Origin of the sequence: Mucilaginibacter tolerans (genome assembly GCF_030519375.1) — a bacterium.
GTDB lineage: Bacteria > Bacteroidota > Bacteroidia > Sphingobacteriales > Sphingobacteriaceae > Mucilaginibacter.
In genome coordinates, this window is the sequence record NZ_JAUMKB010000002.1 from 237,370 (window position 1) to 263,293 (window position 25,924).

The 25,924-nt window shown below is 41.7% G+C and carries 22 protein-coding genes; 11 read left to right on the top strand and 11 right to left on the bottom strand.

Annotated features, from left to right (window positions below):
• Positions 1 to 21: 21 nt before the first annotated feature.
• Complete coding sequence (locus tag Q3A68_RS03635; RefSeq protein WP_302899688.1) at positions 22 to 1,026, bottom strand: glutamine synthetase beta-grasp domain-containing protein; 1,005 nt, start codon at positions 1,024 to 1,026, stop codon at positions 22 to 24.
• 568 nt (positions 1,027 to 1,594) lie between these two features.
• Between Q3A68_RS03635 and mdh the strand changes: the two genes are divergently transcribed.
• From mdh to Q3A68_RS03665, 6 genes are all read left to right on the top strand, one after another.
• Positions 1,595 to 2,533, top strand: coding sequence for a malate dehydrogenase (gene mdh, locus Q3A68_RS03640; protein ID WP_302899689.1), 939 nt, complete (start codon positions 1,595 to 1,597; stop codon positions 2,531 to 2,533).
• A 121-nt stretch (positions 2,534 to 2,654) separates the two neighbouring features.
• Positions 2,655 to 3,521: a formate dehydrogenase accessory sulfurtransferase FdhD gene (fdhD, locus tag Q3A68_RS03645; RefSeq protein WP_302899690.1), complete on the top strand. Its 867-nt coding sequence runs from the start codon at positions 2,655 to 2,657 to the stop codon at positions 3,519 to 3,521.
• Complete coding sequence (locus tag Q3A68_RS03650) at positions 3,505 to 3,861, top strand: DUF7009 family protein (protein ID WP_302899691.1); 357 nt, start codon at positions 3,505 to 3,507, stop codon at positions 3,859 to 3,861. The genes fdhD and Q3A68_RS03650 overlap by 17 nt, the downstream gene beginning before the upstream one ends.
• Entirely contained in the window at positions 3,858 to 6,170 is a 2,313-nt protein-coding gene (locus Q3A68_RS03655; protein ID WP_302899692.1) for an FdhF/YdeP family oxidoreductase, read from the top strand. Before Q3A68_RS03650 ends, Q3A68_RS03655 begins: the two co-directional genes overlap by 4 nt.
• Before the next feature lie 808 nt (positions 6,171 to 6,978).
• Positions 6,979 to 8,322, top strand: coding sequence for a PhoH family protein (locus tag Q3A68_RS03660; RefSeq protein ID WP_302899693.1), 1,344 nt, complete (start codon positions 6,979 to 6,981; stop codon positions 8,320 to 8,322).
• Between the two features lie 134 nt (positions 8,323 to 8,456).
• Positions 8,457 to 8,615, top strand: coding sequence for a lmo0937 family membrane protein (locus Q3A68_RS03665; RefSeq protein WP_302899694.1), 159 nt, complete (start codon positions 8,457 to 8,459; stop codon positions 8,613 to 8,615).
• A 67-nt stretch (positions 8,616 to 8,682) separates the two neighbouring features.
• On the opposite strand, the gene Q3A68_RS03670 is transcribed toward Q3A68_RS03665, so the two are convergent.
• A complete protein-coding gene (locus tag Q3A68_RS03670) occupies positions 8,683 to 10,824 on the bottom strand; it encodes an FUSC family membrane protein (protein ID WP_302899695.1) in 2,142 nt (713 codons plus the stop codon).
• Positions 10,825 to 11,014: 190 nt separating this feature from the next.
• Between Q3A68_RS03670 and Q3A68_RS03675 the strand changes: the two genes are divergently transcribed.
• The 3 genes from Q3A68_RS03675 (at position 11,015) to Q3A68_RS03685 (ending at position 15,871) form a co-directional block, all read left to right on the top strand.
• A complete protein-coding gene (locus Q3A68_RS03675; protein WP_302899696.1) occupies positions 11,015 to 13,600 on the top strand; it encodes a phosphoenolpyruvate carboxylase in 2,586 nt (861 codons plus the stop codon).
• Between the two features lie 108 nt (positions 13,601 to 13,708).
• Positions 13,709 to 15,250: an MFS transporter gene (locus Q3A68_RS03680; RefSeq protein ID WP_302899697.1), complete on the top strand. Its 1,542-nt coding sequence runs from the start codon at positions 13,709 to 13,711 to the stop codon at positions 15,248 to 15,250.
• Between the two features lie 87 nt (positions 15,251 to 15,337).
• Complete coding sequence (locus Q3A68_RS03685; protein ID WP_302899698.1) at positions 15,338 to 15,871, top strand: DUF4142 domain-containing protein; 534 nt, start codon at positions 15,338 to 15,340, stop codon at positions 15,869 to 15,871.
• Positions 15,872 to 15,879: 8 nt separating this feature from the next.
• Here Q3A68_RS03685 and Q3A68_RS03690 read toward each other — a convergent pair whose 3' ends face one another.
• Together Q3A68_RS03690 and Q3A68_RS03695 are read right to left on the bottom strand one after the other, a co-directional pair.
• Complete coding sequence (locus Q3A68_RS03690; protein WP_302899699.1) at positions 15,880 to 17,442, bottom strand: serine hydrolase domain-containing protein; 1,563 nt, start codon at positions 17,440 to 17,442, stop codon at positions 15,880 to 15,882.
• A 74-nt stretch (positions 17,443 to 17,516) separates the two neighbouring features.
• Positions 17,517 to 17,828 carry a hypothetical protein gene (locus Q3A68_RS03695; RefSeq protein ID WP_302899700.1) on the bottom strand — a complete coding sequence of 104 codons (312 nt, stop codon included), beginning with the start codon at positions 17,826 to 17,828 and terminating at the stop codon, positions 17,517 to 17,519.
• A gap of 173 nt (positions 17,829 to 18,001) precedes the next feature.
• On the opposite strand from Q3A68_RS03695, the gene Q3A68_RS03700 reads away from it, so the two are divergent.
• Positions 18,002 to 18,142 carry a hypothetical protein gene (locus tag Q3A68_RS03700; protein WP_302899701.1) on the top strand — a complete coding sequence of 47 codons (141 nt, stop codon included), beginning with the start codon at positions 18,002 to 18,004 and terminating at the stop codon, positions 18,140 to 18,142.
• 52 nt (positions 18,143 to 18,194) lie between these two features.
• Here Q3A68_RS03700 and Q3A68_RS03705 read toward each other — a convergent pair whose 3' ends face one another.
• Positions 18,195 to 19,397, bottom strand: a complete 1,203-nt coding sequence (locus Q3A68_RS03705) for a DUF763 domain-containing protein (RefSeq protein ID WP_302899702.1) — start codon at positions 19,395 to 19,397, stop codon at positions 18,195 to 18,197.
• Between the two features lie 39 nt (positions 19,398 to 19,436).
• Positions 19,437 to 19,976 carry a carboxymuconolactone decarboxylase family protein gene (locus Q3A68_RS03710; RefSeq protein ID WP_302899703.1) on the bottom strand — a complete coding sequence of 180 codons (540 nt, stop codon included), beginning with the start codon at positions 19,974 to 19,976 and terminating at the stop codon, positions 19,437 to 19,439.
• 324 nt (positions 19,977 to 20,300) lie between these two features.
• Here Q3A68_RS03710 and Q3A68_RS03715 point away from each other — a divergent pair, with 324 nt between their 5' ends.
• Positions 20,301 to 22,892: a glycoside hydrolase family 3 N-terminal domain-containing protein gene (locus Q3A68_RS03715; RefSeq protein WP_302899704.1), complete on the top strand. Its 2,592-nt coding sequence runs from the start codon at positions 20,301 to 20,303 to the stop codon at positions 22,890 to 22,892.
• Positions 22,893 to 22,993: 101 nt separating this feature from the next.
• Here the strand turns inward: Q3A68_RS03715 and Q3A68_RS03720 are convergent, their stop codons facing one another.
• The 5 genes from Q3A68_RS03720 to Q3A68_RS03740 form a co-directional block, all read right to left on the bottom strand.
• A complete protein-coding gene (locus Q3A68_RS03720) occupies positions 22,994 to 23,329 on the bottom strand; it encodes a TfoX/Sxy family protein (protein ID WP_302899705.1) in 336 nt (111 codons plus the stop codon).
• A 24-nt stretch (positions 23,330 to 23,353) separates the two neighbouring features.
• Complete coding sequence (locus tag Q3A68_RS03725) at positions 23,354 to 24,598, bottom strand: RNA polymerase sigma factor (RefSeq protein ID WP_302899706.1); 1,245 nt, start codon at positions 24,596 to 24,598, stop codon at positions 23,354 to 23,356.
• A gap of 59 nt (positions 24,599 to 24,657) precedes the next feature.
• Complete coding sequence (locus tag Q3A68_RS03730) at positions 24,658 to 25,008, bottom strand: YciI family protein (RefSeq protein ID WP_302899707.1); 351 nt, start codon at positions 25,006 to 25,008, stop codon at positions 24,658 to 24,660.
• Between the two features lie 23 nt (positions 25,009 to 25,031).
• A complete protein-coding gene (locus Q3A68_RS03735) occupies positions 25,032 to 25,382 on the bottom strand; it encodes a YciI family protein (protein WP_302899708.1) in 351 nt (116 codons plus the stop codon).
• 75 nt (positions 25,383 to 25,457) lie between these two features.
• A complete protein-coding gene (locus Q3A68_RS03740) occupies positions 25,458 to 25,799 on the bottom strand; it encodes a YciI family protein (protein ID WP_302899709.1) in 342 nt (113 codons plus the stop codon).
• Positions 25,800 to 25,924: the final 125 nt, after the last annotated feature.

A 25,924-nucleotide genomic window follows, 5' to 3' on the forward strand; every position in this document is an offset into this window, starting at 1 on the left:
GTTTAAATTAATTAGGAGTTATTATATTGCTGACTTAACAGTTTTAATGATACGAGCAGCTACTTTGTATGGATCAGCAGCTGAGTTTGGACGACGATCTTCCAGGTAGCCCTTCCAGCCTTTTTGTACAGTATACAAAGGGATACGGATAGAAGCACCACGGTCAGATACACCATAGCTATAATCGTGAATAGAAGCAGTTTCGTGTTTACCGGTCAAACGCTGATCGTTGTCAGCACCGTAAACTGCGATGTGTTCTGCAACTACTGGGCGGAAAGCTTCAAGGATTTTTTTGTAAACATCCTCGCTGCCGGTAGTTCTCAATAATGTATTTGAGAAGTTAGCGTGCATACCTGAACCGTTCCAGTCCAGTTGACCAAGCGGTTTACAATGCCAGTTGATAGAAACTCCATATTTCTCACCAATTCTTTCCAGTAAATAACGGGCAACCCAAATTTCGTCACCGGCTTCTTTAGCTCCTTTAGCAAAGATCTGGAATTCCCACTGCCCAGCAGCAACCTCAGCGTTGATACCTTCAACGTTCAGACCAGCATCCAAACAAGCATCTAAATGCTCCTCAACGATTTCGCGGCCATAAGCGTTTTTAGCACCTACAGAGCAGTAGTATGGACCTTGAGGGCCAGGGTAACCGCCAGCAGGGAAGCCCAGCGGCTTATTAGTTTCAGGATCCCACAGGAAGTATTCCTGCTCAAAACCAAACCAAAAATCGTTATCGTCATCTTCAATTAGAGCACGGCCATTAGATTCATGGGGTTTGCCAGTTGAATCAAGTACTTCGCACATTACCAGGTAAGCGTCTTTTCTTTGAGGATCTTTACAGATGTAAACAGGTTTCAAAATACAATCAGAAGATCCGCCTGGTGCCTGTTCGGTTGATGAACCATCAAAGCTCCAATTTGGGCAATCTTCTAATTTACCGCTAAAATCGCCTTCAATTTTTGTTTTACTACGAAGGCTTTGTGTTGGTTTGTAGCCGTCAAGCCAGATGTACTCTAATTTTGCCATTGTTTAGTTGTTTTTGAAAATTGGATTCAAGTATTAGTTCTAATAACGTAAGTTTAAATTTCGAGTGCGAATTTAAATATTTTTTACAATTTTCATCATAATTGTGATAAAAAATTAAAAATATTTTCAAAAACCATCATTTTATCCATAAAAATAGATAAAAAATCAATCAAAAACGCTTTTCGATTAAAAATGAAAAAAAATCCACCATAAAAACGGATAAAAATTCAATTTTATGATTAAGGCCTAAAAATATTAACGACATAAGATTACCAAAGTCCGGGCTTTTTATCAAAATGTCAAAAAATAGAAGGTTTTAATCCATAAAATAATGAAAATGATAAATTTCAACACTTTGCTGACTGATAGTTATATTTTCAATTAATTAAAGATGCTATTCTAAAATTTTCTTAAAATTGCCTGAAATTTTTTGACAGGCGATCTGCCGGTCGTTAATTTAAATGTCTCTTCCATAAATTAATTACAATATGAAACCACCAATGAGCAGCCAAAACAAAAAACACACGCTCATGGCAGCTTCATTGCCTTTTAAAAACAAATTAAGAAAATGAAAATAACTGTTGTTGGTGCCGGGGCTGTAGGCGCCACTTGCGCAGATAATATCGCAAGAAAAGAGCTGGCCGAAGAATTAATTTTGTTAGACATCCGCGAAGGCTTTGCAGAAGGTAAAGCGATCGATATGATGCAAACTTCGGCACTGCTTGGTTTTGATACCAAGATAAAAGGTGTTACCAATGATTACGCCGCTACTGCCGGTTCAGAAGTGGTTGTAATTACTTCTGGTCTGCCACGCAAACCAGGAATGACTCGCGAAGAATTAATCGGCACCAACGCTGGTATCGTAAAAAGTGTCACCGAAAGTATTTTAAAGTATTCTCCGAATACCATTATAATAGTAGTATCGAACCCGATGGATACGATGAACTACTTAACCCTGAAAACTTCAGGCTTGCCTAAAAATAAAATATTAGGTATGGGTGGTGCATTAGATTCATCACGATTTAAATATTATCTGAGCCAGGAACTAAACTGCTCACCTGCCGACTTGAATGCGGTAGTAATTGGCGGTCACGGTGATACTACTATGATCCCATTGATCAAACATGCTACCTGGAACAGCATCCCTGTAACTGAGTTCCTGAGCCAGGAGCAACAGGATAAGATTGTTGCTGCTACAATGGTGGGGGGTGCTACATTAACCAAACTGATCGGTACTTCTGCTTGGTATGCACCGGGCGCAGGTACTGCTGCAATGGTTGAAAGCATTGTTCGTGATGAGAAAAAACTAATCAGCTGCGGTGTGGCCCTTGACGGCGAATACGATCAGAAAGACATATCACTTGTTGTACCTGTGGTATTAGGCAAAAGCGGTTGGGAGCAGATCGTTAACTTCAAATTGAGCGATGCTGAACAAGCTGAGTTCAATAAGAGTGCTGATGCTGTTCGTAACATGAACCAGGTATTGGTTGACAGCAAAATCATCTAATTTAATTTCCTAATTAAATATCAAACGGCTTCTCTTAACCGAGAGGCCGTTTTTATTTAAACCATTATTTGGCTGTGATGTTATCCTGTAAAAGATTAAATTAGCTTATCATTTACCTGTTATGTCCATCAATTCAAGCACACGGTTACCTGTTATCAAAATAACTGATAACGAAGAATTTGCCACTCATGACACACTTGCTATTGAGGAGCCATTAGAAATTCGCATGGAATATGGAGACACTGATGAACGTATAATACGGAGCATTTCCGTCACCATGCGTACTCCTGGCAATGACGCCGAACTTGCATTAGGCTTTTTGTTTACCGAAGGAATCATCAGACAACCAGAAGATGTCAATTCTGCTAAGCATTGTTTCATCGCCTGCACTGAGAATAAGGAAAACATCATACAGGTAAGTTTAAAAGAAGGCGTTGAACCTGTTCTTCACAATACCGAACGTAATTTTTATACCACTTCAAGTTGTGGAGTTTGCGGGAAGGCGTCTATCAATTCAATAAAAACCGTTAGCACCTATAATAATAGCATTACAGAAAATCGGGTTAGCTCAAATTTGCTGCATGCACTGCCGTCTGCATTGCAAAAACATCAGAAAGTATTTGCTGCTACCGGTGGCCTGCATGCCTCCGCATTATTTACCTTTGATGGTGAATTGGTATTAGTTAAAGAAGATGTAGGCAGACATAATGCGCTGGATAAAATGATCGGCGCAGCTTTGAATAAAAACATACTGCCGTTAAATCAACATATATTATTGTTAAGCGGCAGGATAAGTTTTGAATTGGTGCAAAAAGCGGCAATGGCAGGCATTACCATTATAGCCGCAGTAGGAGCGCCGTCGAGTCTGGCGGTGCAATTGGCCGAAGAATTTAATATAACACTGGTTGGTTTTTTGCGCGATCAACGGTTTAACATGTATACCAAACCTGAGCGCATTTTATTATTAAAATATGAAGATTCGTATTAAGGGCAATTCACTGCGTTACCGGCTTACCAAAAGCGATATGTACAGATTGTCACATGAGGGGTATTTAGAGGATAAAACCAATTTTGGTAAGAGAGAACTGGTATATGTCATTCAAAAAACGAATGAAAGCAAGCTTTCTGCCTTTTTTGATGATAACGTGATCTGCCTGCAAATGCCGGGCAATATGATACAAGAATTGGATAAAACGGATAGGGTAGGATTTGAAGGTAAGCAAGATGATCTGCTGTTATTGGTAGAAAAAGATTTTACCTGCCTGGATAATGTTGATGAAGACCAGAGCGATAATTACCCCAATCCCTTAGCTGAGAAATTGAAATGAATAAGAAAGTTGAACAACCATCAGCCGAGAACCCTGAAGAATTATTGGATTTAGAAGTTACCGAGCCAAAGCAATGGGCTGCGGGGTTGCCTGCGGTTTATGAAGCTGTTAAAGATATCGTTCATGAAACAGGTGCCATTCGCGGAATGATGGCTGCCTTTAAAATGAACCAAAAAGGTGGGTTTGACTGTTCAAGCTGTGCCTGGCCCGATCCGGATGATGACCGTTCGCCCATAGCTGAATATTGTGAGAACGGTGCAAAGGCGCTGGCGGAAGAAGCTACCACAAAAAAGCTAACAGGTGATTTTTTCGCACAAAATTCGGTAGCAGATCTGGCCAAACTGAATGACTATGAAATAGGGAAGAAGGGCCGGATAGCTCAGCCGGTATATTTAGCTGAAGGTGCTACGCATTATGAAGTAATTAGCTGGGAAGATGCTTTTAAAAAGATTGCTAACAAACTCAATGGCCTTAATTCTCCAAATGAAGCCGCTTTTTACACTTCCGGACGTACCAGTAATGAGGCCTCATTTATGTACCAGTTGTTTGTGCGAGAATTCGGTACTAACAACATGCCCGATTGTTCGAATATGTGCCATGAATCTAGTGGAACAGCACTTAACGAAGTAATTGGCATAGGAAAAGGAACTGTGACGCTCAATGACTTTTATAAAACTGATGTTATCATCATTATGGGGCAAAATCCGGGTACTAATCACCCGCGGATGTTGACTGCGCTTGAAAAAGCCAAAAATAATGGCGCTAAAATAATAGCTATTAATCCGTTACATGAGGCTGGCCTGACTGCATTTAAAGATCCGCAAAAAGTAAAAGGTTTTTTAGGCATAAGTACAAAATTGGCCGATCTGTATTTACAGGTTAAAATTAATGGCGATATGGCCCTGCTAAAGGCGATTGAAAAGCTATTACTGGATGCAGAAAAAGAAAACCCAGGAAAAGTATTCGATCATGATTTTATCGATAAAAGTACAGTTGGGTATAATGAATTAATACAACACCTTGAAAAACAGGACGCAGTTCGGTTGGCTGAACAATCAGGTGTGCCTTTTGAGGCTGTAAGCGAAGCGGCTGGAATGCTAAAGGACAAACACCGGATTATAATTTGCTGGGCAATGGGCATTACGCAGCATGTAAACGGGGTAGACACTATTAAAGAGATCGTCAACCTAACTTTGTTAAAAGGAAGTATTGGTAAGCCCGGAGCTGGATTGTGCCCTGTTCGTGGTCACAGCAATGTGCAGGGTAACCGAACCATGCTGATCTGGGAAAAACTGAAAGAAAGCTCAGCTAAAAAAATAAAGGAAGTTTTCGGTTTCGACCCGCCTAAAGAGAATGGGTACGATGTGGTAGAGTCAATAAAGGCGATGAATGAAGGTAAATTAAAAGTGCTTTTTGCAATGGGCGGTAACTTTCTTTCGGCAACGCCAGATACAAATTACACAGCTAATAGTATCAGAAACCTGGATATGACGGTGCATGTATCTACCAAATTAAACCGTAGTCATTTGGTGCATGGGAAAGAAGCGTTAATCCTGCCTTGTTATTCACGAAGTGATAAAGATATCATCAATGGCGTAGAACAGATCGTGACATGCGAAAACTCAATGGGGGTAGTGCAGGCATCCAAAGGTGTTCTTAAGCCGATATCCGATCAGTTTTTAAGTGAAACACAAATAGTTTGCCGTCTTGCTAAAGCAACGTTGGGCGATCGAACAAAAGTGGATTGGGAGAAATACGAATCGAATTATGACCAGATACGAGACCTTATAGCGAAAGTTATTCCAGGCTGCGAGAATTATAACGAAAAGATTCGTCAACCTGGAGGTTTTTACTTACCCAATGGCCCCCGTGAAGGAAAATTTAAGACTGAAAAATATGCTGATAAGGCGGCCTTTTCAGTTGTAGAAGTACCTGAAGAAAAATTGGAAGCTGATGATTATATCATGATGTCTATTCGTAGCCACGATCAGTTTAACACTACCATTTATGGATTGGAGGACCGCTATCGTGGTATCCACAATGAGCGCAGGGTGATATTCATGAATCCAAAAGATATCGCCTTGGCTGGTTTTCAGGCAGGCGATAAGGTGGATTTATTTAATTACAGTAACGGGATGTCGCGTGTTGCCCGGCTATTTGTAATTGTACCTTATAATATACCGGAGCGAAATACCGCTACTTATTACCCTGAAACCAATGTGCTGGTGCCTATTGACAGCGTTGCCGCGGGAAGCAATACTCCGGTTTCTAAGAAGGTAATCATCAAAATAAGAAGGCATGCTGAATAAAATTCATTCATTAAATTAAGCATAAACACCACTTAATTTCATTCTGAAATAACAGCACTTTGAAGAGTGTTTTCTATTAATTTTCTTATTTTGGGATTTTTTTTCCTTGAAGTAATATCTCCGGTGGGTGATTTTTGTTAATAAACAAACTGTTAACAACAACAATAATATTGATCAAAATAAACAGCAATCTACTATGGGTCAAGACTAAGTAATTGTTAAAAAAAGACCATAAAATTGTTAAGAACCTGTTCATAAAAAAGATAAAAAAAACCTTGACAAATGTTCATTTACACGCTACCTTAGATAACATCAAGAACGACGTACTTTGATAACCTTGACAGGAAAACAGAAAGTGAATCGGGCGAATCTTCGGAAGAGCTAAAGATCACCGGAAGTACCTGGGTAGCACAAAAAGACAAAGGATGCAAATCCTGAGAAACTGGTGAGTTACGGAAGGCGAAAGGAAACCAAAATGACGAAAGTCACAGAAAACGGAAAACGCTAAGAGGTATTGGAAACTATGCGGTATTTTACGGAGTAACGCAACAGGGAACAATGAGAAGCAAACAGTCAAAGTTCGCAAGAACTAAGATGAGAGCTGACCGATCAATTTACACAAAACTTGGTGCTTCGGCTCAACTACGGTTGCGCAGGAGTCAGGAGACGGAAGTCATTCGCAAGAGTGTGCTTCCGTTTTCAATTTTGGCCCCACCCAACCCTCCCCGAGAGGGAGGGCTTTAAAATCCTTCAACTTTTCAACCTTAGAACGTTCCAACAACTGCAAAAAATAGTAAATTTAGGCCCTATGTCTGGCACTAAAGCAAACGGGAGAGAAAAGATATTTGTATTAGATACCTCGGTTATCCTTTACGATCACAACGCCTTTGAAAATTTCCAGGAACATGATGTTGCCTTGCCCATACAGGTGCTGGAAGAGCTGGACAATATGAAAAGTGGGAACGACACCCGTAATTTCGAAGCGCGCAGCTTTATCAGATTAATGGATGAAGTTTCCCGCAAAAATTTATTGAACAAATGGATTCCTTTTAAAGGAAAAGATAAGGGAAGCTTTAAGGTGGTGATGGATGTTAAAACCACCTCTGTAGATGCTGAAACAGTATTTGGGAGCAACAAGATCGATCACCGGATATTGAATGCAGCCCTTGGTCTACAGGAGGAATATCCTGAAAAAAAAGTAATCCTGGTATCAAAAGATATATGCCTGCGCCTGAAAGCTAAAGCGTTGAATATCCATGCCGAAGATTACGAAACAGGCAAAATCAAAAACCTGGAAGAGCTTTATACAGGCGAAACTATTTTGAATAAGGTAGCAGACAAAACCATTAGTCAGCTTTCTAAAGAAGGTGTACTAACTGGCGGTGATCTGGATAACCTGCCTAATAAAAGCAATCATTTTTACAGTTTTAAAGGAAAAAAACAAAAAGTATCTGGCTTTTATAACAGCCAGACGGGGATTCTTGAAAAGGTATCAGAGCAGCCGGTTTTCAATATTCAGCCCAAAAACCCCGAACAGGCTTTTGCCATTCATGCTTTACTGCATCCTGATATCAAATTGGTTACCATACAAGGCAACGCAGGAACAGGTAAGACCTTGCTGGCGCTTGCCGGTGCATTGGAACAACGTAAGTTTTACAGACAGATATACGTAACACGCCCTATTGTCCCTTTAAGCAATAAGGATATTGGCTTTTTGCCGGGTGACGTAAAATCAAAAGTCGACCCGTACATGGCACCGATATGGGATAACCTGAAGTTTATCCGTGACCAATTTGCCGACGATGAAAAGATGCAGTTAAAGATAGATGAACTGGTATCAAATGACAAGATCACAATCGCGCCGCTTGCCTTTATCCGCGGCCGAACGTTGACTAAAATCTTCTTCATTGTGGATGAAGCACAAAACCTTACCCCGCACGAGGTGAAAACTATTATCTCACGCGCCGGAGAGAATAGCAAATTTGTGTTTACCGGAGATATTTATCAAATAGACACGCCATATCTTGATGCGGAAAGTAATGGTTTATCCTACCTTATTGATAAAGCCAAGGGACATCCGCTTTATGCTCATATTACCCTGCAAAAAGGGGAGCGGAGTGAGTTGGCTAATTTGGCAATAGATTTATTGTAAGCCATTTAAGCATATATTTACGATCCTCTGAACATTTCTGTCCCCGATTTAGAACACAAAAATCTAACGCTTTAGTTAATACCGGTATGGCATGGTTTTTTAACATGCCTAGGTATTAACTAAAACATCATATCATGAGATCACTATTGTATATTATCGCTGTCATCATGGTTATCGGATGGGCGATCGGTGTTTTTGCATATTCAGCAGGAGGATTAATTTATGCTCTGCTGGTTATAGCCGTAATAGCATTTTTGCTGGGATTCATAAGAAACGGTCCTACAGCAGTTTAATAATTTCTGAAATATTACAACTAATAAGGCAATCCGAATGGGTTGCCTTTAACATTTAATCTTCCGATTAAGCCAGTATATTGTCCGTCACCTTTGCTATATCATAACTGATTTTATTAATAAAGCCCAATTGCTCAGTTAAGAGAGTTTCATTTGCTGTTGGCGTTCTTTTTTCCTCGGGTGCAATTGTCTTTTCAGTTACAAAATCTGCACATTTGCCGCCTAATTTCTTGCTGGTTTCATTTAATATATTGACGCTTTTTCGAAGTAGCCTTACATTATCCGGTTGGGTTTTATGCAGGTTTTTTTCTGAAATGCTGGATGCCAGGTTAGCCAGGTAGGAAGATAGAATGTGTGTAAGCACCACAAATTTGTGTATCTCTCGTATATTTTTCTGTTTGCTTTTGGGCTCCGAAGTCATACGTTCAAAAGTGGCAGATAAGTTAGCCGATTTTACGTAAATATCTTTCCGGGCCAGTTTATAGTCGGTAACAGTTACTGTTTTACCGGTGATTGTTTCTGCAATCTTTACCAGGTAATTTACATTGGCATATACGGTATCCCGCAGATTTTCTTGCACCTGTTCAAATTCCCAGGTAGGAAAAATAATGTAGGTGGCAATGAAAGCAATGGACGAGCCAATAGCCGTATCGATGATCCGTTCTTCGGCCAGGTTTAAATGTCCAACGCCCAGGAACTTGAACAGGATCAATACGTATGGGGTCATGAAGATAACGCTTACCACATAATTCAGCCGGGTGAAGCTGTATGTTCCCAGCATAAATATGATGAAGAAAACAAATTGTGCATCGGTATTTTTTACCAGGGTTAAAACCAATATTCCTATAGCGCCACCCGCTATTGTACCTATTAAACGCTGATAATTCCGCTGCTTGGATAAGCTGAATCCCGGTTTTAGGATAACAATGATGGTCAGCAAAACCCAGTAACTATGATGTCCCAGGGCAAATAACCTTGCTATTGTAAAACCAATGACACAAACCAGCGACACCCTTAGCGCATGCTTAAATGAGCCCGACGACAAAGAGAAGTTATCAAAGAATATCCTCGGTGCATAATCCTGATGCGTTACAAATTTTGAATATTCCACATCTTCTGGTTTCTCGATCAGCGTTTTGGATGACCTTGAATTATAATAAACAAAAATATTGTGAATGTTTTTGTTCAGATCGCGCAGGTTAATCAATATCTTTTTTAATACCAGATTGCTGATGCCGGTGTCCTTTGCAGCAATCTCATCGATTTTCTTTTTAAGGAGTTCGAGTTCTGCATTAAAATCTTGTGAATGATTATACCTGTGATTTGACAATACAGCGTATCCTATATTCTCCAGTTCATGTGCCATTTGCTCCAGTACACGTGCAACAGCCTCCAATATGCCTGTATTGCCGAATCGTTCTCTTATTTGATTATAATCATAGTGCGTCGCTAATATCTGTTCATAAAGATCAATCAGGTCTATAAACGTGAGCACCAAAACCCGGCTTGCATTGGTGGATTCCTTTACCATTATCCGGCTCTTGAAAAGCAACTCACGCACGGCGTCCTGATGCTGGCTTACCTGTATCTGGTGTAAAACCAGTTTTCGGTAGTTTTCATCAATATCGGTATCCGGCAGGTAAAAATCAGCTTTGATACGAAGAAACTTTACCACATCCAGTATACTTTCGCCCAATGCCTGTTGAGCAGCACGATAAGGGCGAATAGTAAAAAACAAGACACTGAATACAAGGTACCATATACCTCCGGCAGTTACCTGCAAACTATAAGACAGGACCTGATCTGCCGGCAATGCCTTTTCGATCATGAAGATCATCATCAACAACGATCCTGTTCCTACTGCTGCTGCTCTCGTCCCGTAGACGATTAACATAGAAAAAAGAAAGGAAAATATAGCAATCTCAATCCCTAGCGTTACCACATTCATCCGAGCAAAACCGGTAACAACAGCAACCACAAAAATGCACAGGTTACATATGGCCATCGCATTGCGCTTATGCAGCACAGGACCTGGTATATCCACCACGGACACGCACAACGCCCCCAATGACAGCGTGACTCCTAAAGCAAACTGGTTGAGATAATTGAGCACCAGTGCAGGCAATAAAATGCCGATGCTGGTACGGATACCGTCAGAAAAATACTGGCTGTAAAAGAAACTCTTTATCTCGCGGACGGATATTTTCATCGGTCGGGGTTAGATGGGAAAAAGCGTATGCAAATTTACAAAAATTAAATCTTTACGGGATGTTTTGATAATTATCGCATTAATATTGAATTTAAATTAATAAATACTCATCTTTAAATGGTTTTTATCATTAATATGATTAAATTCACACCGAATTTTTATAAACCCTTACAACAAGCTACTAAGATTTATGTCCTCACCTGTAAAACTCAGCCACAGAGAAACAACTTTTAACCAGGAAGTTGTAACCCGATTTGAGTTGTATAACAGTCTTTTTCAGACACTTCCATTTTACCAGGTGAAGGATACCGGTATATTGCTTCCTTTTTTTAGTTCGCATTGCGAGAAGGGTACAGCTTCTTTCTCGTCACCTACTGAAATTATTGAATCATTTTTCAAAAAATATGTCCCGGGCATCGATCACCAGGAGCAAATCAACCGAATGTTCCGGTTTATTCAGTATATCGAGCGGCAGGTGGTATTGTTTGACGCTGTCGAGGATTCATCTTTTAATAAGATTGGCCGTACAGATGATAGTGGTTCGTTACAGAGCTTATTACAATTAGCAGCTCAAAACGATAAAACTAGGGAGGAGATAGGGCAAAAATTAAAGAACTTCTCATTGCGTCTGGTACTTACTGCCCACCCAACCCAGTTTTATCCCGGCACAGTATTGGGTATAATGACCGACCTTATCGAAGCTTTAAAACACAACGACCTGAATAATATCGATGTGCTGCTTCAGCAACTAGGTAAAACACCATTTTTTAATAAAACTTCACCTACACCTGTTGATGAAGCAGCCAGTTTGGTATGGTTCCTTGAGAATACATTTTATCATGCGGTATCGGGCATTCAATCAAAACTGGAAGAAGAATTTGATATAGAACATTTGGGGGATCACCAAATATTGGAGCTTGGTTTCTGGCCAGGCGGTGATCGCGATGGCAACCCGAATGTGACTACTGAAACCACAGCTTCAGTGGCCAGCTTGTTGAGGCAATTCGTATTCCGCAGCTATTACCGCGATTTCAGGTTATTGAAACGCCGCATTACATTCAGGGGGATTGAGAAAACTATTTCGAGGCTCGAGAAGCTGCTTTATCAAAATGCATTTAACGTTCAAGCTAATCCAAAAGATCTTCAAAGCGAATTATTATCGCTTTTAGATTCAATAAAGCAAACTCTGATAACCGATCACGGTGGTCTTTTTGTGAATATCGTGGATGGCATGCTCCAAAAGGTGCGCTTGTTCGGTTGTTATTTCGCAACACTGGATATAAGGCAGGACAGTCGTGTTTTGCGCAGCGTATTTAAATATTGTATTCAGCAATCACAGATCAAATCGGGGCTGCCCAAAGATTATGAAACATTAAGCGAGGAAGAAAAATTAAAAACAATACCTTTTAATGAAGCTGATTTTCATTGCCCGGACGAGGCGGATGATATGACCAAGGATACATTAAATACAATTCGCCTCGTTCAGCAAATTCAGGAATCGAATGGTCAAAAGGCTTGTCAGCGATTTATTATCAGCAACTGTCAGCGTTCTTCGGATATTTTACAATTGATGAACCTTTTCTTGTGGAGCGGTTGGAAGAAGGAATCATTAAGTGTTGATTTCATGCCGCTTTTTGAAACTGTAAACGATCTGACCCATGCTGCAGAAGTGATGGAAAGCTTGTATGTTCATCCACTCTACAAGGAGCACCTCAAACGTCGCGGCAACCGGCAAACGATTATGCTGGGCTTCTCGGATAGCACAAAGGATGGCGGGTACCTGATGGCTAACTGGTCTATCTACAAAGCAAAAGTCGAACTGACCGCGATGGCACGTAAATATGGCATCGACCTGGCATTTTTTGACGGACGAGGAGGTCCGCCGGCTCGTGGTGGTGGTAAAACGCATCGTTTTTATGCTTCAATGGGCAGCGAGATCGCCAATGAACATATCCAATTAACGGTACAAGGGCAAACAGTGAGTTCACAATATGGCTCTGCCGAAACCGCACGTTTTAATATCGAGCAACTGATCAACGCTGGTATCGTTTCATCGCTAAAGCCAAATGAAAATGACTTACTGAATAAAGAAAGCAAAGCGCTGATATCTGAAATGGCTAACGCGAGCTATAACCTGTTTATGGACTTGAGACAGCACCCCTTGTTTGTGGAATATTTGGAAAAATACAGTCCGCTGAAATTGTTATCGAAGATCAATATCAGCAGTCGTCCAACTAAACGTAATGCCGATGCTCAATTAAAACTGGAAGACCTGCGTGCGATTAGTTTTGTAACCTCATGGAGCCAATTGAAACAAAATATCCCCGGGTTTTATGGAGTGGGAACCGCACTTAAAAAGATGAAAGACGAAGGCAAATGGCAAGAAGTAAAAAATCTCTATGAGAATTCAGGTTTCTTTAAAACCATGCTGGATAACTGTAGCATGTCCATGTCCAAGTCTGATTTCAGGGTTACAGCTTATTTGGGAGAAGACAAAAAGTTCGCCGCTTTCTGGAAAACGCTGAAAGATGAGTATGATCTCACCAAAGCCATGATACTGGAGCTGACAGATACAGATAGCCTGATGCAGGAATACCCGGTTGAACGGAAGTCCATTTTTGTACGGGAAAAAATTGTTTTACCTCTGGTAATCATCCAACATTACGCACTGCAATGTCTTAACCGGAACGAGCATCCGGAATTTAACGACGTTTACAACAAACTGGTAATTCGTACTGTGTATGGTATTGTGAATGCGGGGAGAAATCTGGCATAAAACTTTTTTTAGTTGATTGCGCTAGATTGAGTTGATTTAGTTTGGTTAGATTTACAACATTGAATCTACCTAGTCTAAATTCTGTATATCCGGTTCAAGCAACACCAAATGGCAACAGTCGCACTCAAAAGCGCTGAGGGTAAATGGATCATGGTTTCGGCCATTCTGGCTTCGGCCATGGCATTTATCGATGGCACTGCACTCAATGTGGTTCTGCCCGCTCTTCAAAAAAGCCTGAATGCTAATGGATCTGATCTTTTCTGGCTGCTGAATGCTTACCTGTTGATGCTGGCCTCATTAATCCTGGTCGGCGGATCCTTAGGGGACAAACTAGGCCGTAAAAAGATATTCATGCTGGGGATATTGGTGTTCATTCTTGGTTCAGCAGCTTGCGGTTTCGCACCAACTGTATTTCTATTGATTATATTCAGAATAATTCAAGGCATCGGAGGAGCATTAATGATACCTGGCAGCTTGTCGCTCATTTCATCATCCATTAATGAAAACGAAAGAGGAAAAGCCATAGGCACATGGTCGGCCATAACCACTGTTGTTACGATGGGCGGGCCGATACTGGGCGGAACTTTGGCTGATGCAGGTCTTTGGCGCTATATTTTCTTTATCAACGTTCCGATTGGAATTGTGGCGCTTATCATTGTAGCATTCAAAGTAAAGGAAAGCAGGGATGAGGATGCAGATAAAGCTGTTGATATATCAGGAGCGATTACCATTGCCTTAAGCCTTGCTTTGCTTACGTTTGGTTTTCTCCGCATTCCGGCGGTTGGTTTTAAATCTGCACAGGTATATCTGACATTGTTAGGGGGAATCATTTTGCTGATTGTTTTTCTGGTTATTGAGAAGAAAAGCAAACACCCGATGATGCCGCTATATCTGTTTTCCAATCCAGTTTTTACGGGGGTAAATTTATTAACGTTTTTTCTGTACGCAGGATTGGGGGCGGGAATGCTTTTTCTTTCGCTTAACCTGGTACAAGTGCAGGGATATAGCCAATTGCAATCCGGACTTACCTTTTTGCCTTTCACAGTTCTGATGATCACTATTGCCCGTTTTGCAGGCACATTGGCTGATAAATATGGGCCCCGATTGTTGTTAATCATTGGCCCGGCGACTGCGGGGACGGGCCTATTATTATTATCCTTTGTCAAACAAACAGTCGGTCCTGATGAATATTGGACGACTTTTTTTCCGGGAGTTATCGTATTGGGTTTGGGTATGTCCCTTACTGTTGCTCCGCTTACAGCTACGGTGATGACTTCGGTTAGCGATCATCTTTCCGGTACAGCATCCGGAGTAAATAATGCACTCACACGCATATCCAATGTTTTTGCTAATGCTGTTTTCGGAGCCATGGCTGTTTTGCTTTTCGCTGGCGCATTACAAAAACAATTGACAAGGACGCCGCTTGATTCCAAAGTTAAAGTGTTGGTTATTAAAGAGGCGGCTAACCTTGGGAATGCCAAAGTACCAAAGGAAGTTGATCCCCAATACAGAAAAACAATAAGCACCGACTATCGTGAGAGCTTTATTAACGCTTATAGTGGTATTATGAAAATTTCGGCCGGATTGGGGTTCCTGGGAGCTTTAATGACGATGATTTTCATCCGCAATAAAACTTTACAGAAAGAATAACTATTTGCTGCGCCAACTATTTTCCTATCAGATAAACTTTTTGGTGTCCCCATTGTTTTTCCGGCATAATATCTAAAAACTTCAGCTATGAAAACGAGATTGTTGCTGGCATTGCTCGTGCCTGCTATATATGTTATATCATCGTGTGATGACCCCAAAAAAGCAAAAAATTATAACCAGGAAACTACAGTAGATCAAAGCGGCCTTAATTTTATCAATACGGCGATAGATGGGGGGCGTACGGAGGTCAAATTAGCCAGTGTCGCCGAACATGTATCTCAGAATCCAAGGATAATTCGCTTTGCTAAAATGATGATCACCGATCACACAAAAGGTATTGAAGAACTAAAAATGCTCAGAAAAAAAGAGTTGATCAATGGGGATGATGTGTTGAGCCCCGAACACAGAAAGTTAATCGATAGTCTATCCCGGCTTTCAGGAACAGACTTTGACAAAGCTTATATGCATGTGATGGTAGCCGATCATGAAAAAACAGCAGACCTATTTAAAGAAGAAACCCAAGAAAGGGTAGTGTCTGTGCAGTCCTTTGCCCGTAAAACACTGCCCACCATCGAAATGCATTTAGATTCAGCTAAGGCTGTTGCTGCAACATTAAAGTGAGATTGTTCTTATTCGGTTTGCGTACCATGTAATCCGATCTTCTTAGAACCATAATTAAAACTATACTCTACGTCCGCGTTCAGTTGCCTATCATTAAAATGCAAAGTGATAATCTCTGTATGCGGGCTTTCTATATAACGTAATTTTAATTGCAGTGTGTTGTTATCTTTCCAGCCATAACTTCCTTCAACTTTATAGGGCGATAAGATGGAAAAATCTTCTTTGCCGTTCAATAAAAGATAAGGCCCCTGCATTTTGGTTTCGCCGGGAAGCCATTTGCCGGATGCAAGTTTAAAGGTGTACCTGGAGGTATCTACATTCAAAGTAAAATCACATGTTTTACCATCCGATTTCAATGATATAGCTTTGATTTTCAAATCATTTTTATCGATCGTAAAAGTTTTGCTTAAAGGTATACCTGCATCTGTATTATTTGATAACGGCGGCAAACTTAATACAGCCAAATGTTCCTTGAGGTTCTTTTCTGCTGACTGATCAAGAGGTAATGCCTTCGGGTGCATAGCAGGAAGCAGGTATTTCCAAACCAAATTCAATTCGTCCTGCATATCGGGAGTTTCTGATGTGATCGCTATCACAGCATCCTGATCCGGCATGACGATGATGTATTGTCCGAAAGCGCCATCCGCTCTGAACGCATCGTGCCGGCAGCGCCAAAACTGGTAACAATATCCCTGCATCCAATCGCTGGAGTCCTTTTTGTTTTGCGGCACGCCCGGTGCCTGGTCTATCTTAAATGTTGTAGCCTCTTCTATCCACGCTTTGGCAAGTACCTGCTTACCGTTCCACACACCCTTTTGCAGGTACAGTTGTCCCATTTTAGCCAGATCCTCTGTTTTTACCCGCAATCCCCATCCGCCTGTATTAACACCTTGAGTATTCACTTCCCAATCCATATCCTTGATACCCAACGGATCAAATAGACGTGGTTTTAAATAATCAACTTCTTTTTGACCTGTTACTTTTTGTACAATTGCCGATAACATATAAGTGGCCATCGTATTGTACAAAAACTTGCTACCTGGAGCATATTTTATAGGTAAAGCCAGAAAATCTTTTACCCAGTTGTCACTGCCTAATGCCAATTGTCCGGTAGGATCTGGTTCTTGCCCTACACTCATGGTCAACAGATCCTTCACCGTGAGCGCAGCAAGATAAGTCTTTACTGAATCAGGTAAACTGCCTGGAAAGAAGGAGATTACCTTATCATTCACGGAAAGCAGTTTTTCGCTCACAGCAAAACCAACAGCAGTTGACGTAAAACTTTTGCTACAGCTATACAGCGAATGCCTCAGATCAGGAGCATAGGGGTTCCACCAACCCTGTGCGATCGTTTTACCATGCCGCAGAAATATAAAGCTGTGAAACTCATTCTTGCTTTTACCTACTGCATTTAAGAAGCTATCAATACTTGCCGACGATACCCCCTGCGCCTCGGGCTCACTAATAGGAAAAGCTTTTGATTTTTGCGCATACAGCGTATAGTTTAAAAAGATTAAAGCTGAAATTGTTAGGATCAATTTCTTGAGAGCAGACAGACAGGTTACTGGCATTCAGGTAAAATTTGGTGGTTTACAATCTCTGTGAAAATAAGAAATGTAATCTGGAAAAAGCGATAAGGCTATTATTAAAAATTTTTACCATTCTTTTTTGTGATCGTATCTTCATCTTTAAAAAGGATATTGAACACATCCATATTGATATATTCTAAAGGAGGAGCTTTTTTATATTCTTTTTCAACCTGAGTAATTACTTCACAAATTTTACTCAGTACCTCAGCATCCAGGCGGGAGTTGTTATCCAGTTGCTCGCACTCTTCAACGCCTAACGTTTTGAGCAGGAAATAATCAAGCTCATGATACCTTATACTATAGATCAACTTGGTATTGAACGGCTTAATAATATGACTGACTGAAAAAAAAAGCGGCACGTCTTTCATGGTTTAATAAATTAAATAATCTAATAAAATGAAAGGGGAAATGAATAATTAAGTCGGGGAGCAAGGCCTGTAAACCTTTAGTTAAATATACAAATAATAATTTAATAAAGGTTAATAAATTCAAATTGGAATGCTTTCATTTTTCAACTGCAGTCTGTATATTTATATTGAAAATGAAAAAAGAGAACACCATTTTTTATTACCTGATAAAGAATAATATGGGTACATGGATACTCATATTGGTGCACCTGTTTATTTTGATCGTTTTGATTTCGACGTTTTCCTTTCTTATCGAAAAGATTCAGGGATATTAGTGAGCAAATTCTAATCTCTAAATTCTAAACCCTATTTTCTAAACACTTAATACTAAAACAATTTCAACTGCATTTCCACAGGTGGTTTTGCTTTACCGAATACCGTTCGACCGCCATATCGCCAGGAATCATTTCGTTCCTGTTCTATTACTTTATCGAAATTGGCATTCGGTAAAAAATCCTTTTCGGCGTTCTCGGCTATTTTGGAAAGCCTTTTGATGGCTTCGCTTTTTTCGGTTTGACCGAGTTTGGCTTTATGAATAGCCGTTTGTAATACACCTAAGGTCTCATCATAAACTTTTGTCGGAACGGGGAAGGGATGACCATCCTTACCGCCATGGGCAAAAGAAAAGCGGGCAGGGTCCTTAAATCGAGACGGTGCACCGTGGATTACCTCACTTACCAACGCCAGGGACTGTAATGTCCGTGGACCGAGGCCTTCGAGTAAAAGCAAATCTTCAAAATCTGAGGGCCTTTTTTCCTGCGCCAGCCAAAGCACTGCACCAAGGCGTTTCAGATCAACATCCTTTGCACGAACATCGTGATGAGACGGCATCACCAGCTTATTGATCTCGCTCAGCATCTTGTCCGGCTTTTCGGCAGCAATCTGCATCACGCCATTGCGCGAAGCCAATGCTTGTTTATCGGCCATATTCAAGATATAGCCACTGTTTTGCCCATAAATAAACGTATGGGGATCATCCACAAAAGAATTCAATGTTTCTGAATGCCAGTGATAACGGCGCGCAGTTTTGCTTTGTGCGCTCATGCCTTGCTGCACCACTGCCCATTTACCCTCGTTAGTCAGGATGAAATTGTGAGTGTATAATTGAAAGCCGTCCTGAATAGCTGTATTATCTACCTTGGCGCTCAACTTGCTGCATTTAACCAGGTGATTGCCGTCGAGACCGGTTTGCTCACTGATCCTTAATAATTCACTTGGTGTCTCACGGGAATGATTGCCTTTGCCTCCGCAAATATAAATCCCCAACTCGCGGCTATGTGGATTGATGGCCCGCTTTAAAGCCCCCATTACCGACGTAGTAATGCCTGATGAATGCCAGTCCATGCCCATCACTGCACCCAAACTCTGGAACCAGAATGGATCGCTGATGCGTGTCAAAACCTCGTTCTTCCCATAATCCATCACAATGGTTTCCACCACGGCCAGACCCAGCTTTGCCATACGCTCGGCCAGCCACTGGGGCACATAGCCATAATGCAAAGGCAGGTCAGCACTTCCCGATCGCTTCATGCTAACAAATTTAGCAAAACACATCGAAAAGACAAACACTTAAGCAATATCTTTTGCCAAAGGGAAATCGATTGGTATCTGCATTAAGCGGAAGGCATAGTTGGTAAAACTCATTACATTAATCAGGACAAGCAGATCGATAATGGCAGCTTCCTGGTAACCTAATGCATAAAACTCGTCCAGCAGATCATCGCTTACCTGTCCTTTATTGTCAATAACTGATTTAATGACGCGATAGATTATCTGCCATTTTTTATCGGGATGATTGCCGGCACGCAGTGATAGCGTTTCTTGTTCTGTCCAACCATTTTTAATAGCTGATTGGGTATGAGATGCCAGACAATATTCGCAGCCATTTAATTGCGATACGATGAGGTAAACGGCTTCGCGCTCTTTAGCGTGGAAATTACCGCGTGCTTGCTCGCTCACATAAGCCAGGTAGGAGTTAAGCGCATTAGCTGAATAACCTATTGTAGCATACAAATTGGGCATCCTACCCATGATCTTAATAAAACGGTCGAATGCAGGCTGGGCGTTGTCGGCCACTTGGTCGTAGGTAGGGACGGTAAATGATTTCATGGTGATGTGATTTGAAAATAAAATTAGGAAGAAACTTTAAAGCGGTTGCAATTTTTTTGGAGACGTATTGCATTGCGTCTCTACGCCTCGTCGTTTTAAATACATTCCTCATCGTTATTCACACCTTATTCATCTATTAAATTTTGGATATATCAATTATATACCTACATTTAGTTGTGTCATTAGTACACAATAGATTGTAAACCTGTTTTTTTATTAGTTGATTAGGTTGATTGAGTTAAATGGTTGATTATGTACAAGCATAGTTGGCTAAAACAACTTAATCCAACACAATCAACCTAATCAACCACTCACTAAATCAACATGAAGAAAAGCATTACCCGTCCTGCAATTTATTTTGTCGGTTCGTTGTCGTTGCTTGCGTTTGCGGCAACCATTATCAGCAGTACCAATACCGGTTCGCTTAAACAGTGGACGAGCATTGATGATGGCGATGGAATTGTGCTGGTAAAAAACTCAAACGGCCCTACACTGGGTTATTCGTCCAAATCAGGCGTAAAAATTCTTACCGTAGATGGCCTGGCTTTTAAAGACCTGAACAAAAACGGCAAACTGGATAAATATGAGGACTGGCGCTTGCCTGTTGAGGAAAGAGCAAAAGACCTGGCCTCTCAAATGTCGCTCGAGCAAATAGCAGGACTGATGCTTTACAGCGCACACCAGGCTATACCGGCCATGTCCGGAGGCCCATTCGCAGGCGGCACCTACAATGGCAAAAAATTCAGCGATGGAGGGATAGATGCTGCTGAGGTAACCGACCAGCAAAAGAGCTTTTTATTGAAAGACAACCTGCGCCACGTGCTGATCACTTCGGTACAAAGCCCCGAGGTAGCTGCTCGTTGGAACAACAATGTGCAGGCTTTGGTGGAAGGCGCTGGGCTGGGTATACCTGCCAATAACAGCTCTGACCCACGCCATGGAACCTCGTCAGGCGTTGAGTATACTGCCGGGGCAGGCGGCAAAATATCACAATGGCCTGATCAACTGGGCTTGGCTGCGACATTTGATCCAGACGTTGTAAAGAAATTTGGGCATGTTGCCTCGCAGGAATACCGCGCTTTGGGTATCGCTACGGCATTATCACCACAAATCGACCTAGGCTCTGAACCACGCTGGTCACGTATCAACGGCACTTTTGGCGAAGACCCGCAACTGGATGCGGATATGGCCCGTGCTTATGTGGATGGCTTTCAAACATCGACCGGTGGGAGTGAAATAAAAGATGGCTGGGGTTATCACAGCGTGAATGCGATGATGAAACACTGGCCGGGCGGCGGTCCTGAAGAGGGTGGAAGGGATGCGCATTTTGCTTATGGTAAGTTTGCAGTATATCCAGGGAATAATTTTGATGAGCACTTAGTATCCTTTGTGGATGGCGCGCTTCACCTGCATGGCAAAACCAAAATGGCGGCGGCTGTGATGCCATATTACACCATCTCTTATGGTCGTGATACCAGAAACAAGGAAAATGAGGGCAATAGTTACAATAAATACCTGATCACCGATCTGCTTCGGGGGAAATATCATTATGATGGCGTGATTTGTACCGACTGGCTGGTTACAGCCGACGAAGGTAAAACCCCTGATCAGTTTTTAGGAAAATCGTGGGGAATGGAAACTAAAACCGTTGCCGAAAGACACTACAAGGTAATGATGGCCGGGGTAGACCAATTTGGCGGCAATAATGAATCAGGGCCGGTGATCGAGGCTTACCAGATGGGAGTAAAGGAACATGGCGAGGCATTTATGAGAGCACGTTTTGAAAAAAGCGCGCAAAGGTTATTAACCAACATCTTCCGCACAGGCTTATTTGAGAATCCATATCTGAATGCAACCAATTCAAAACAAACCGTAGGTAAACCGGAATTCATGACAGCAGGGTATAATGCCCAGTTGAAGTCGGTTATCCTATTGAAAAACAATAATCATGTACTACCACTGAAAAGAGGCATTACGATATACCTGCCTAAAAAATATACACCATCCATGCAGGGCTTTTTCGGGCCGCCATCAAAAGAACACTGGGATGAAGCGGTTAAATCGGAACTATTTAACAAATATTTCAATTATACCGACGACCCGGCGAAAGCGGATTGTGCGGTGGTGTTTGTAAGCAGTCCTTATGGTGGTGCCGGTTATGACAAGGAAGATGTAGCAAAAGGTGGCAATGGGTATGTTCCGATCACTTTGCAATATGGAGAATACAAGGCTACCCATGCCAGAGCACACAGCATTGCAGCAGGTGATCCATCTGAACCAGGGGTGAACAACCGCTCATATAAAGACAAAACAATCACAGCAGGAAACTACAATGATCTGAAAACGATCCGTGAAACCAAAGCAGCCATGAAAGGCAAACCGATAGTAGTGGTGCTTACCATGACAAAACCAACTATTCCGGCTGAGTTTGAAAAGGATGCCAATGCCATTGTAGCTGATTTCGGCGTACAAAACCAGGCGATATTAGACATTCTGAGCGGAGCGGTTGAGCCATCGGGATTATTGCCATTCCAGATGCCGGCCAATATGAAAACAGTTGAGTTACAGGACGAGGATATTCCGCACGATATGGTATGCTACAAAGATGCTGACGGCCACACTTACGATTTTGGTTTTGGCATGAATTGGAAAGGGGTGATCCATGATGCACGCACTGCGAAATATGTAGGTATTGTTAAAAAACCTGTAATAAACACCAGCAACGGTATAGTAAGCATTACTTGTGCTACACCTGGGGCTAAGATCTATTACACAACGGATGATGCAACGCCATCATTTATTGCGGGTAACGAGTATAGAAAACCATTCAAAGCGAATAAAGGAGCTGTGATAAAGGCCATCGCAAAGATTTACGGCAAGGATAATAGTAGTATGACGGACGAGGTGGTGAAGTAACTGAATGCAGTCTGGGGGCATCCTGAGCCTGTCGAAGGACGCGCGCAGAGTCCCTAGCACTGCGCTTCGAGAGCCTCAGCATGACACACCGTTGTTTGGATTTACTTTTTTGATGATTTAGCCCTTGGATTATATTCCAGGGCTAGGTTTATCCAGTGATCGAAGTCCTTTTGATTCTTGAAGCGTTCGGGACTGATATAAACAAATCCTTTCATATGTTTCCCGCCATGAACCATCGGGCGGGTGCCGGGCTCTTCCACCAGTTGTTCGGTCAGGTCCGGATCGAGGCGGAGCATTAATTCATTTCCACTTACACTAACACACATTTTATCGTCGACCATAAAAGTGACGCCGCGAAACATCTTCTTCTCCTCCACATTCGCGATATCTGCCAGGGCCTCGCGAACACGGTCGGCTAATTTTTCATCGTATGCCATAGGTTTGTAACTGAGTCTGTCAAATTAAACATTTTTCAGCTTACCCAGTTTGCTGATTTTGTTCTTTATCACCTTTTTATCAGCTGTAACACGTGATAATTTTAGGGCCTGCTGCAAATGCTCAATGGCTTTTTGAAGATCGACATCACTGTAAAGCTCTCCCAGCAGGCAATGATATAAGTGGCTGTTCTCCAGTTTAAGTTTTTCAGCTTCGATAATGGCTTCTTCGCTACCGAACACCTTCGATAGCGCATAAGTGCGGTTCAGCGCAGCAATGGGTGAATACTCCATTATCAACAATTGGTTATACAGACTGAGTATCTTTTCCCATTTCTGCACGTCATTATTAGTTGTGGTATGCCAATAGGCAATTGCAGCTTCCCAATGGTATTTTGACAGATAATTACCTGTAGATGCTTTGTTCAGGTAACGCTCGCCTTGTATAATCAACTCTCTGTTCCACAATGAAGTATCCTGATCTTCATAAAGTATTAATTCACCATTGGAATCAACCCTTGCCTCGAAACGTGAAGCGTGAAAACACATTAAAGCAAGTAAGGCATTCACGGCGGGCTTATTGGTAGTTTCGTTTTCAGTCAGCATATGCGTTAACCTCATGGCTTCCAGGCAAAGGTCTTTTCGCAGCACTGCATTATTGTTTGATGAGTAATATCCTTCGTTAAACAACAGGTAAAGTGTAGTCAATACATTTTCTATCCGTTTATCGATCTCACTTTCCGGCGGGAGTTCGATCTTCACATTGTCTTGCTTCAGCTTTTCTTTAGCGCGATATAAACGCTTATTGATGGTTTCCTTGTTGGCGAGGAAGGCATCAGCAATTTCATCAATGCTAAAACTACATAGGATGCGAAGCGATAAGCCGATCTGTGCTTCAGCAGGTATACCTGGATAGCAAATGGCAAACATCATCTGCAACTGGCTATCCTGTATGTTTTGTGCCGAAAGATCAATCTCTATTTCGTGCTTATCATTGGTAGCATATTGTATTTGGGGCGATATTTTCTGCGAAAAAAGCGTATTCCGCTTTAATAGGTCTTTTGCTTTGTTTTTGGCAACAGTATATAGCCAGGCAGCCGGGTTTTGTGGAATTCCTTTTAAACCCCACGTCTCAGCAGCAAGCAGAAAAGTATCGCCGACAAGATCTTCGGCTATGGAAATATGTTCTATGCCCAGCGACCGGCAGAGTACGGCGGTTATTTTCCTGAACTCTGTCCTGTACAAATATGGAATCAGCTCCTTTTCCTGCATAAGTAGAAAGGCTTCTGCCTGATTACAATATTAGGCAGAAGCTTATTAAAATTCACATTTTAACCATTCATCTGGATAATGTCCCTTACCTCAACGCTACCGTCAGCGACGTTCAGCATCGGGCAGCTTTTAGCCAATTCCAAAGCCTCTTCTATAGATTCGGCCCTGAAGACACTCAGACCGCCCACGATCTCCTTAACCTCGGCATAAGGACCGTTGGTTATGATATTGCCTGGTTTTACGGTACGCCCTTCATTACCTAACCGCATGCCTGGCGAAACCAGTTTATTTTGTGCGGCTATGCCACCCATCCAGTTTTCCCATTCTTTTGATACCACAAGATTTCCTTCCGGTGTCAGTTCGATCTCGCCCATAGGCTCTGATCGGTATATCATTGCAAATTCTTTCATCTCTTTTAAATTTTTATTGAAATTTAATTAGCTCCTATAGGAATAATATTTCTTACCTCGACGTTCCCGCCGGCATTCAGGATAGGGCAGCCTTTTGCGATCTCTGTTGCCTGGTCTATATCACCCGCTTTTACAACGATGACTCCGGTTATCATTTCCTTGATCTCGGCATACGGGCCGTTGGTCACTAAACTCCCTGGTCTTACGGTTGAGCCGTCGCCGCCCAGGCGGGTGCCTGGATTTGCCAGTTGTCCTTTAGCGGCCATACCGCTCATCCAGAGCTGCCATTGTTTCATAATTTCCTGCAGTTTGTCTGGTGAGTACCCTGTTTCAGGATGGAAATCGTTCCTGAAGATTAATGCAAATTCGTTCATAACTTTTAAGTTTTTTATGTTTTATAACCGAATGACGATTGCGCCGGTTATTATTGGACAAGGGCTTCAATTTTTTTATTCACCCGAATATAACCCGCGTATTTCAATACTTCCTGACCCGACCAATGGGGCGCTCCTTGCAATATTAGCAGCTTCATCAATCGAGTTAGCCCGGATGATCAAATAACCTCCGATTATTTCCTTGGTTTCAACAAAAGGACCGTTGGTGATTACTTTACCATTTCGGATAGTTCTTCCATCGTTGCTTAGGCGGTTGCCGCGGCTAACGAGGATATCCCGGGATATGATATCATTTACCCATTTTTCCCAAACAGCCATTCCGGCCTGCATTTCTTCGGGAGAAAATTTTATCTCAGGCAAGTTTTCTAACCTGATGATCATTACAAATTCTTTCATGGTTTTGATTTTTGGTTTTTAGGTTATTGACGATCCCGAAAAAGAAAACTGGACAAACCTTTTAATTTTTTTTCACAGATTAAAATTTAGTGCTTTAATTTATAGCTTTAACCCATATAAACCTT

What these genes read in the sequence shown, in the direction of transcription:
- Q3A68_RS03635 (WP_302899688.1), bottom strand. Translation starts at nt 1,026, where the DNA reads ATGGCAAAATTAGAGTACATCTGGCTTGACGGCTACAAACCAACACAA.
- mdh (WP_302899689.1), top strand. Translation starts at nt 1,595, where the DNA reads ATGAAAATAACTGTTGTTGGTGCCGGGGCTGTAGGCGCCACTTGCGCA.
- fdhD (WP_302899690.1), top strand. Translation starts at nt 2,655, where the DNA reads ATGTCCATCAATTCAAGCACACGGTTACCTGTTATCAAAATAACTGAT.
- Q3A68_RS03650 (WP_302899691.1), top strand. Translation starts at nt 3,505, where the DNA reads ATGAAGATTCGTATTAAGGGCAATTCACTGCGTTACCGGCTTACCAAA.
- Q3A68_RS03655 (WP_302899692.1), top strand. Translation starts at nt 3,858, where the DNA reads ATGAATAAGAAAGTTGAACAACCATCAGCCGAGAACCCTGAAGAATTA.
- Q3A68_RS03660 (WP_302899693.1), top strand. Translation starts at nt 6,979, where the DNA reads ATGTCTGGCACTAAAGCAAACGGGAGAGAAAAGATATTTGTATTAGAT.
- Q3A68_RS03665 (WP_302899694.1), top strand. Translation starts at nt 8,457, where the DNA reads ATGAGATCACTATTGTATATTATCGCTGTCATCATGGTTATCGGATGG.
- Q3A68_RS03670 (WP_302899695.1), bottom strand. Translation starts at nt 10,824, where the DNA reads ATGAAAATATCCGTCCGCGAGATAAAGAGTTTCTTTTACAGCCAGTAT.
- Q3A68_RS03675 (WP_302899696.1), top strand. Translation starts at nt 11,015, where the DNA reads ATGTCCTCACCTGTAAAACTCAGCCACAGAGAAACAACTTTTAACCAG.
- Q3A68_RS03680 (WP_302899697.1), top strand. Translation starts at nt 13,709, where the DNA reads ATGGCAACAGTCGCACTCAAAAGCGCTGAGGGTAAATGGATCATGGTT.
- Q3A68_RS03685 (WP_302899698.1), top strand. Translation starts at nt 15,338, where the DNA reads ATGAAAACGAGATTGTTGCTGGCATTGCTCGTGCCTGCTATATATGTT.
- Q3A68_RS03690 (WP_302899699.1), bottom strand. Translation starts at nt 17,442, where the DNA reads ATGCCAGTAACCTGTCTGTCTGCTCTCAAGAAATTGATCCTAACAATT.
- Q3A68_RS03695 (WP_302899700.1), bottom strand. Translation starts at nt 17,828, where the DNA reads ATGAAAGACGTGCCGCTTTTTTTTTCAGTCAGTCATATTATTAAGCCG.
- Q3A68_RS03700 (WP_302899701.1), top strand. Translation starts at nt 18,002, where the DNA reads ATGAAAAAAGAGAACACCATTTTTTATTACCTGATAAAGAATAATATG.
- Q3A68_RS03705 (WP_302899702.1), bottom strand. Translation starts at nt 19,397, where the DNA reads ATGAAGCGATCGGGAAGTGCTGACCTGCCTTTGCATTATGGCTATGTG.
- Q3A68_RS03710 (WP_302899703.1), bottom strand. Translation starts at nt 19,976, where the DNA reads ATGAAATCATTTACCGTCCCTACCTACGACCAAGTGGCCGACAACGCC.
- Q3A68_RS03715 (WP_302899704.1), top strand. Translation starts at nt 20,301, where the DNA reads ATGAAGAAAAGCATTACCCGTCCTGCAATTTATTTTGTCGGTTCGTTG.
- Q3A68_RS03720 (WP_302899705.1), bottom strand. Translation starts at nt 23,329, where the DNA reads ATGGCATACGATGAAAAATTAGCCGACCGTGTTCGCGAGGCCCTGGCA.
- Q3A68_RS03725 (WP_302899706.1), bottom strand. Translation starts at nt 24,598, where the DNA reads ATGCAGGAAAAGGAGCTGATTCCATATTTGTACAGGACAGAGTTCAGG.
- Q3A68_RS03730 (WP_302899707.1), bottom strand. Translation starts at nt 25,008, where the DNA reads ATGAAAGAATTTGCAATGATATACCGATCAGAGCCTATGGGCGAGATC.
- Q3A68_RS03735 (WP_302899708.1), bottom strand. Translation starts at nt 25,382, where the DNA reads ATGAACGAATTTGCATTAATCTTCAGGAACGATTTCCATCCTGAAACA.
- Q3A68_RS03740 (WP_302899709.1), bottom strand. Translation starts at nt 25,799, where the DNA reads ATGAAAGAATTTGTAATGATCATCAGGTTAGAAAACTTGCCTGAGATA.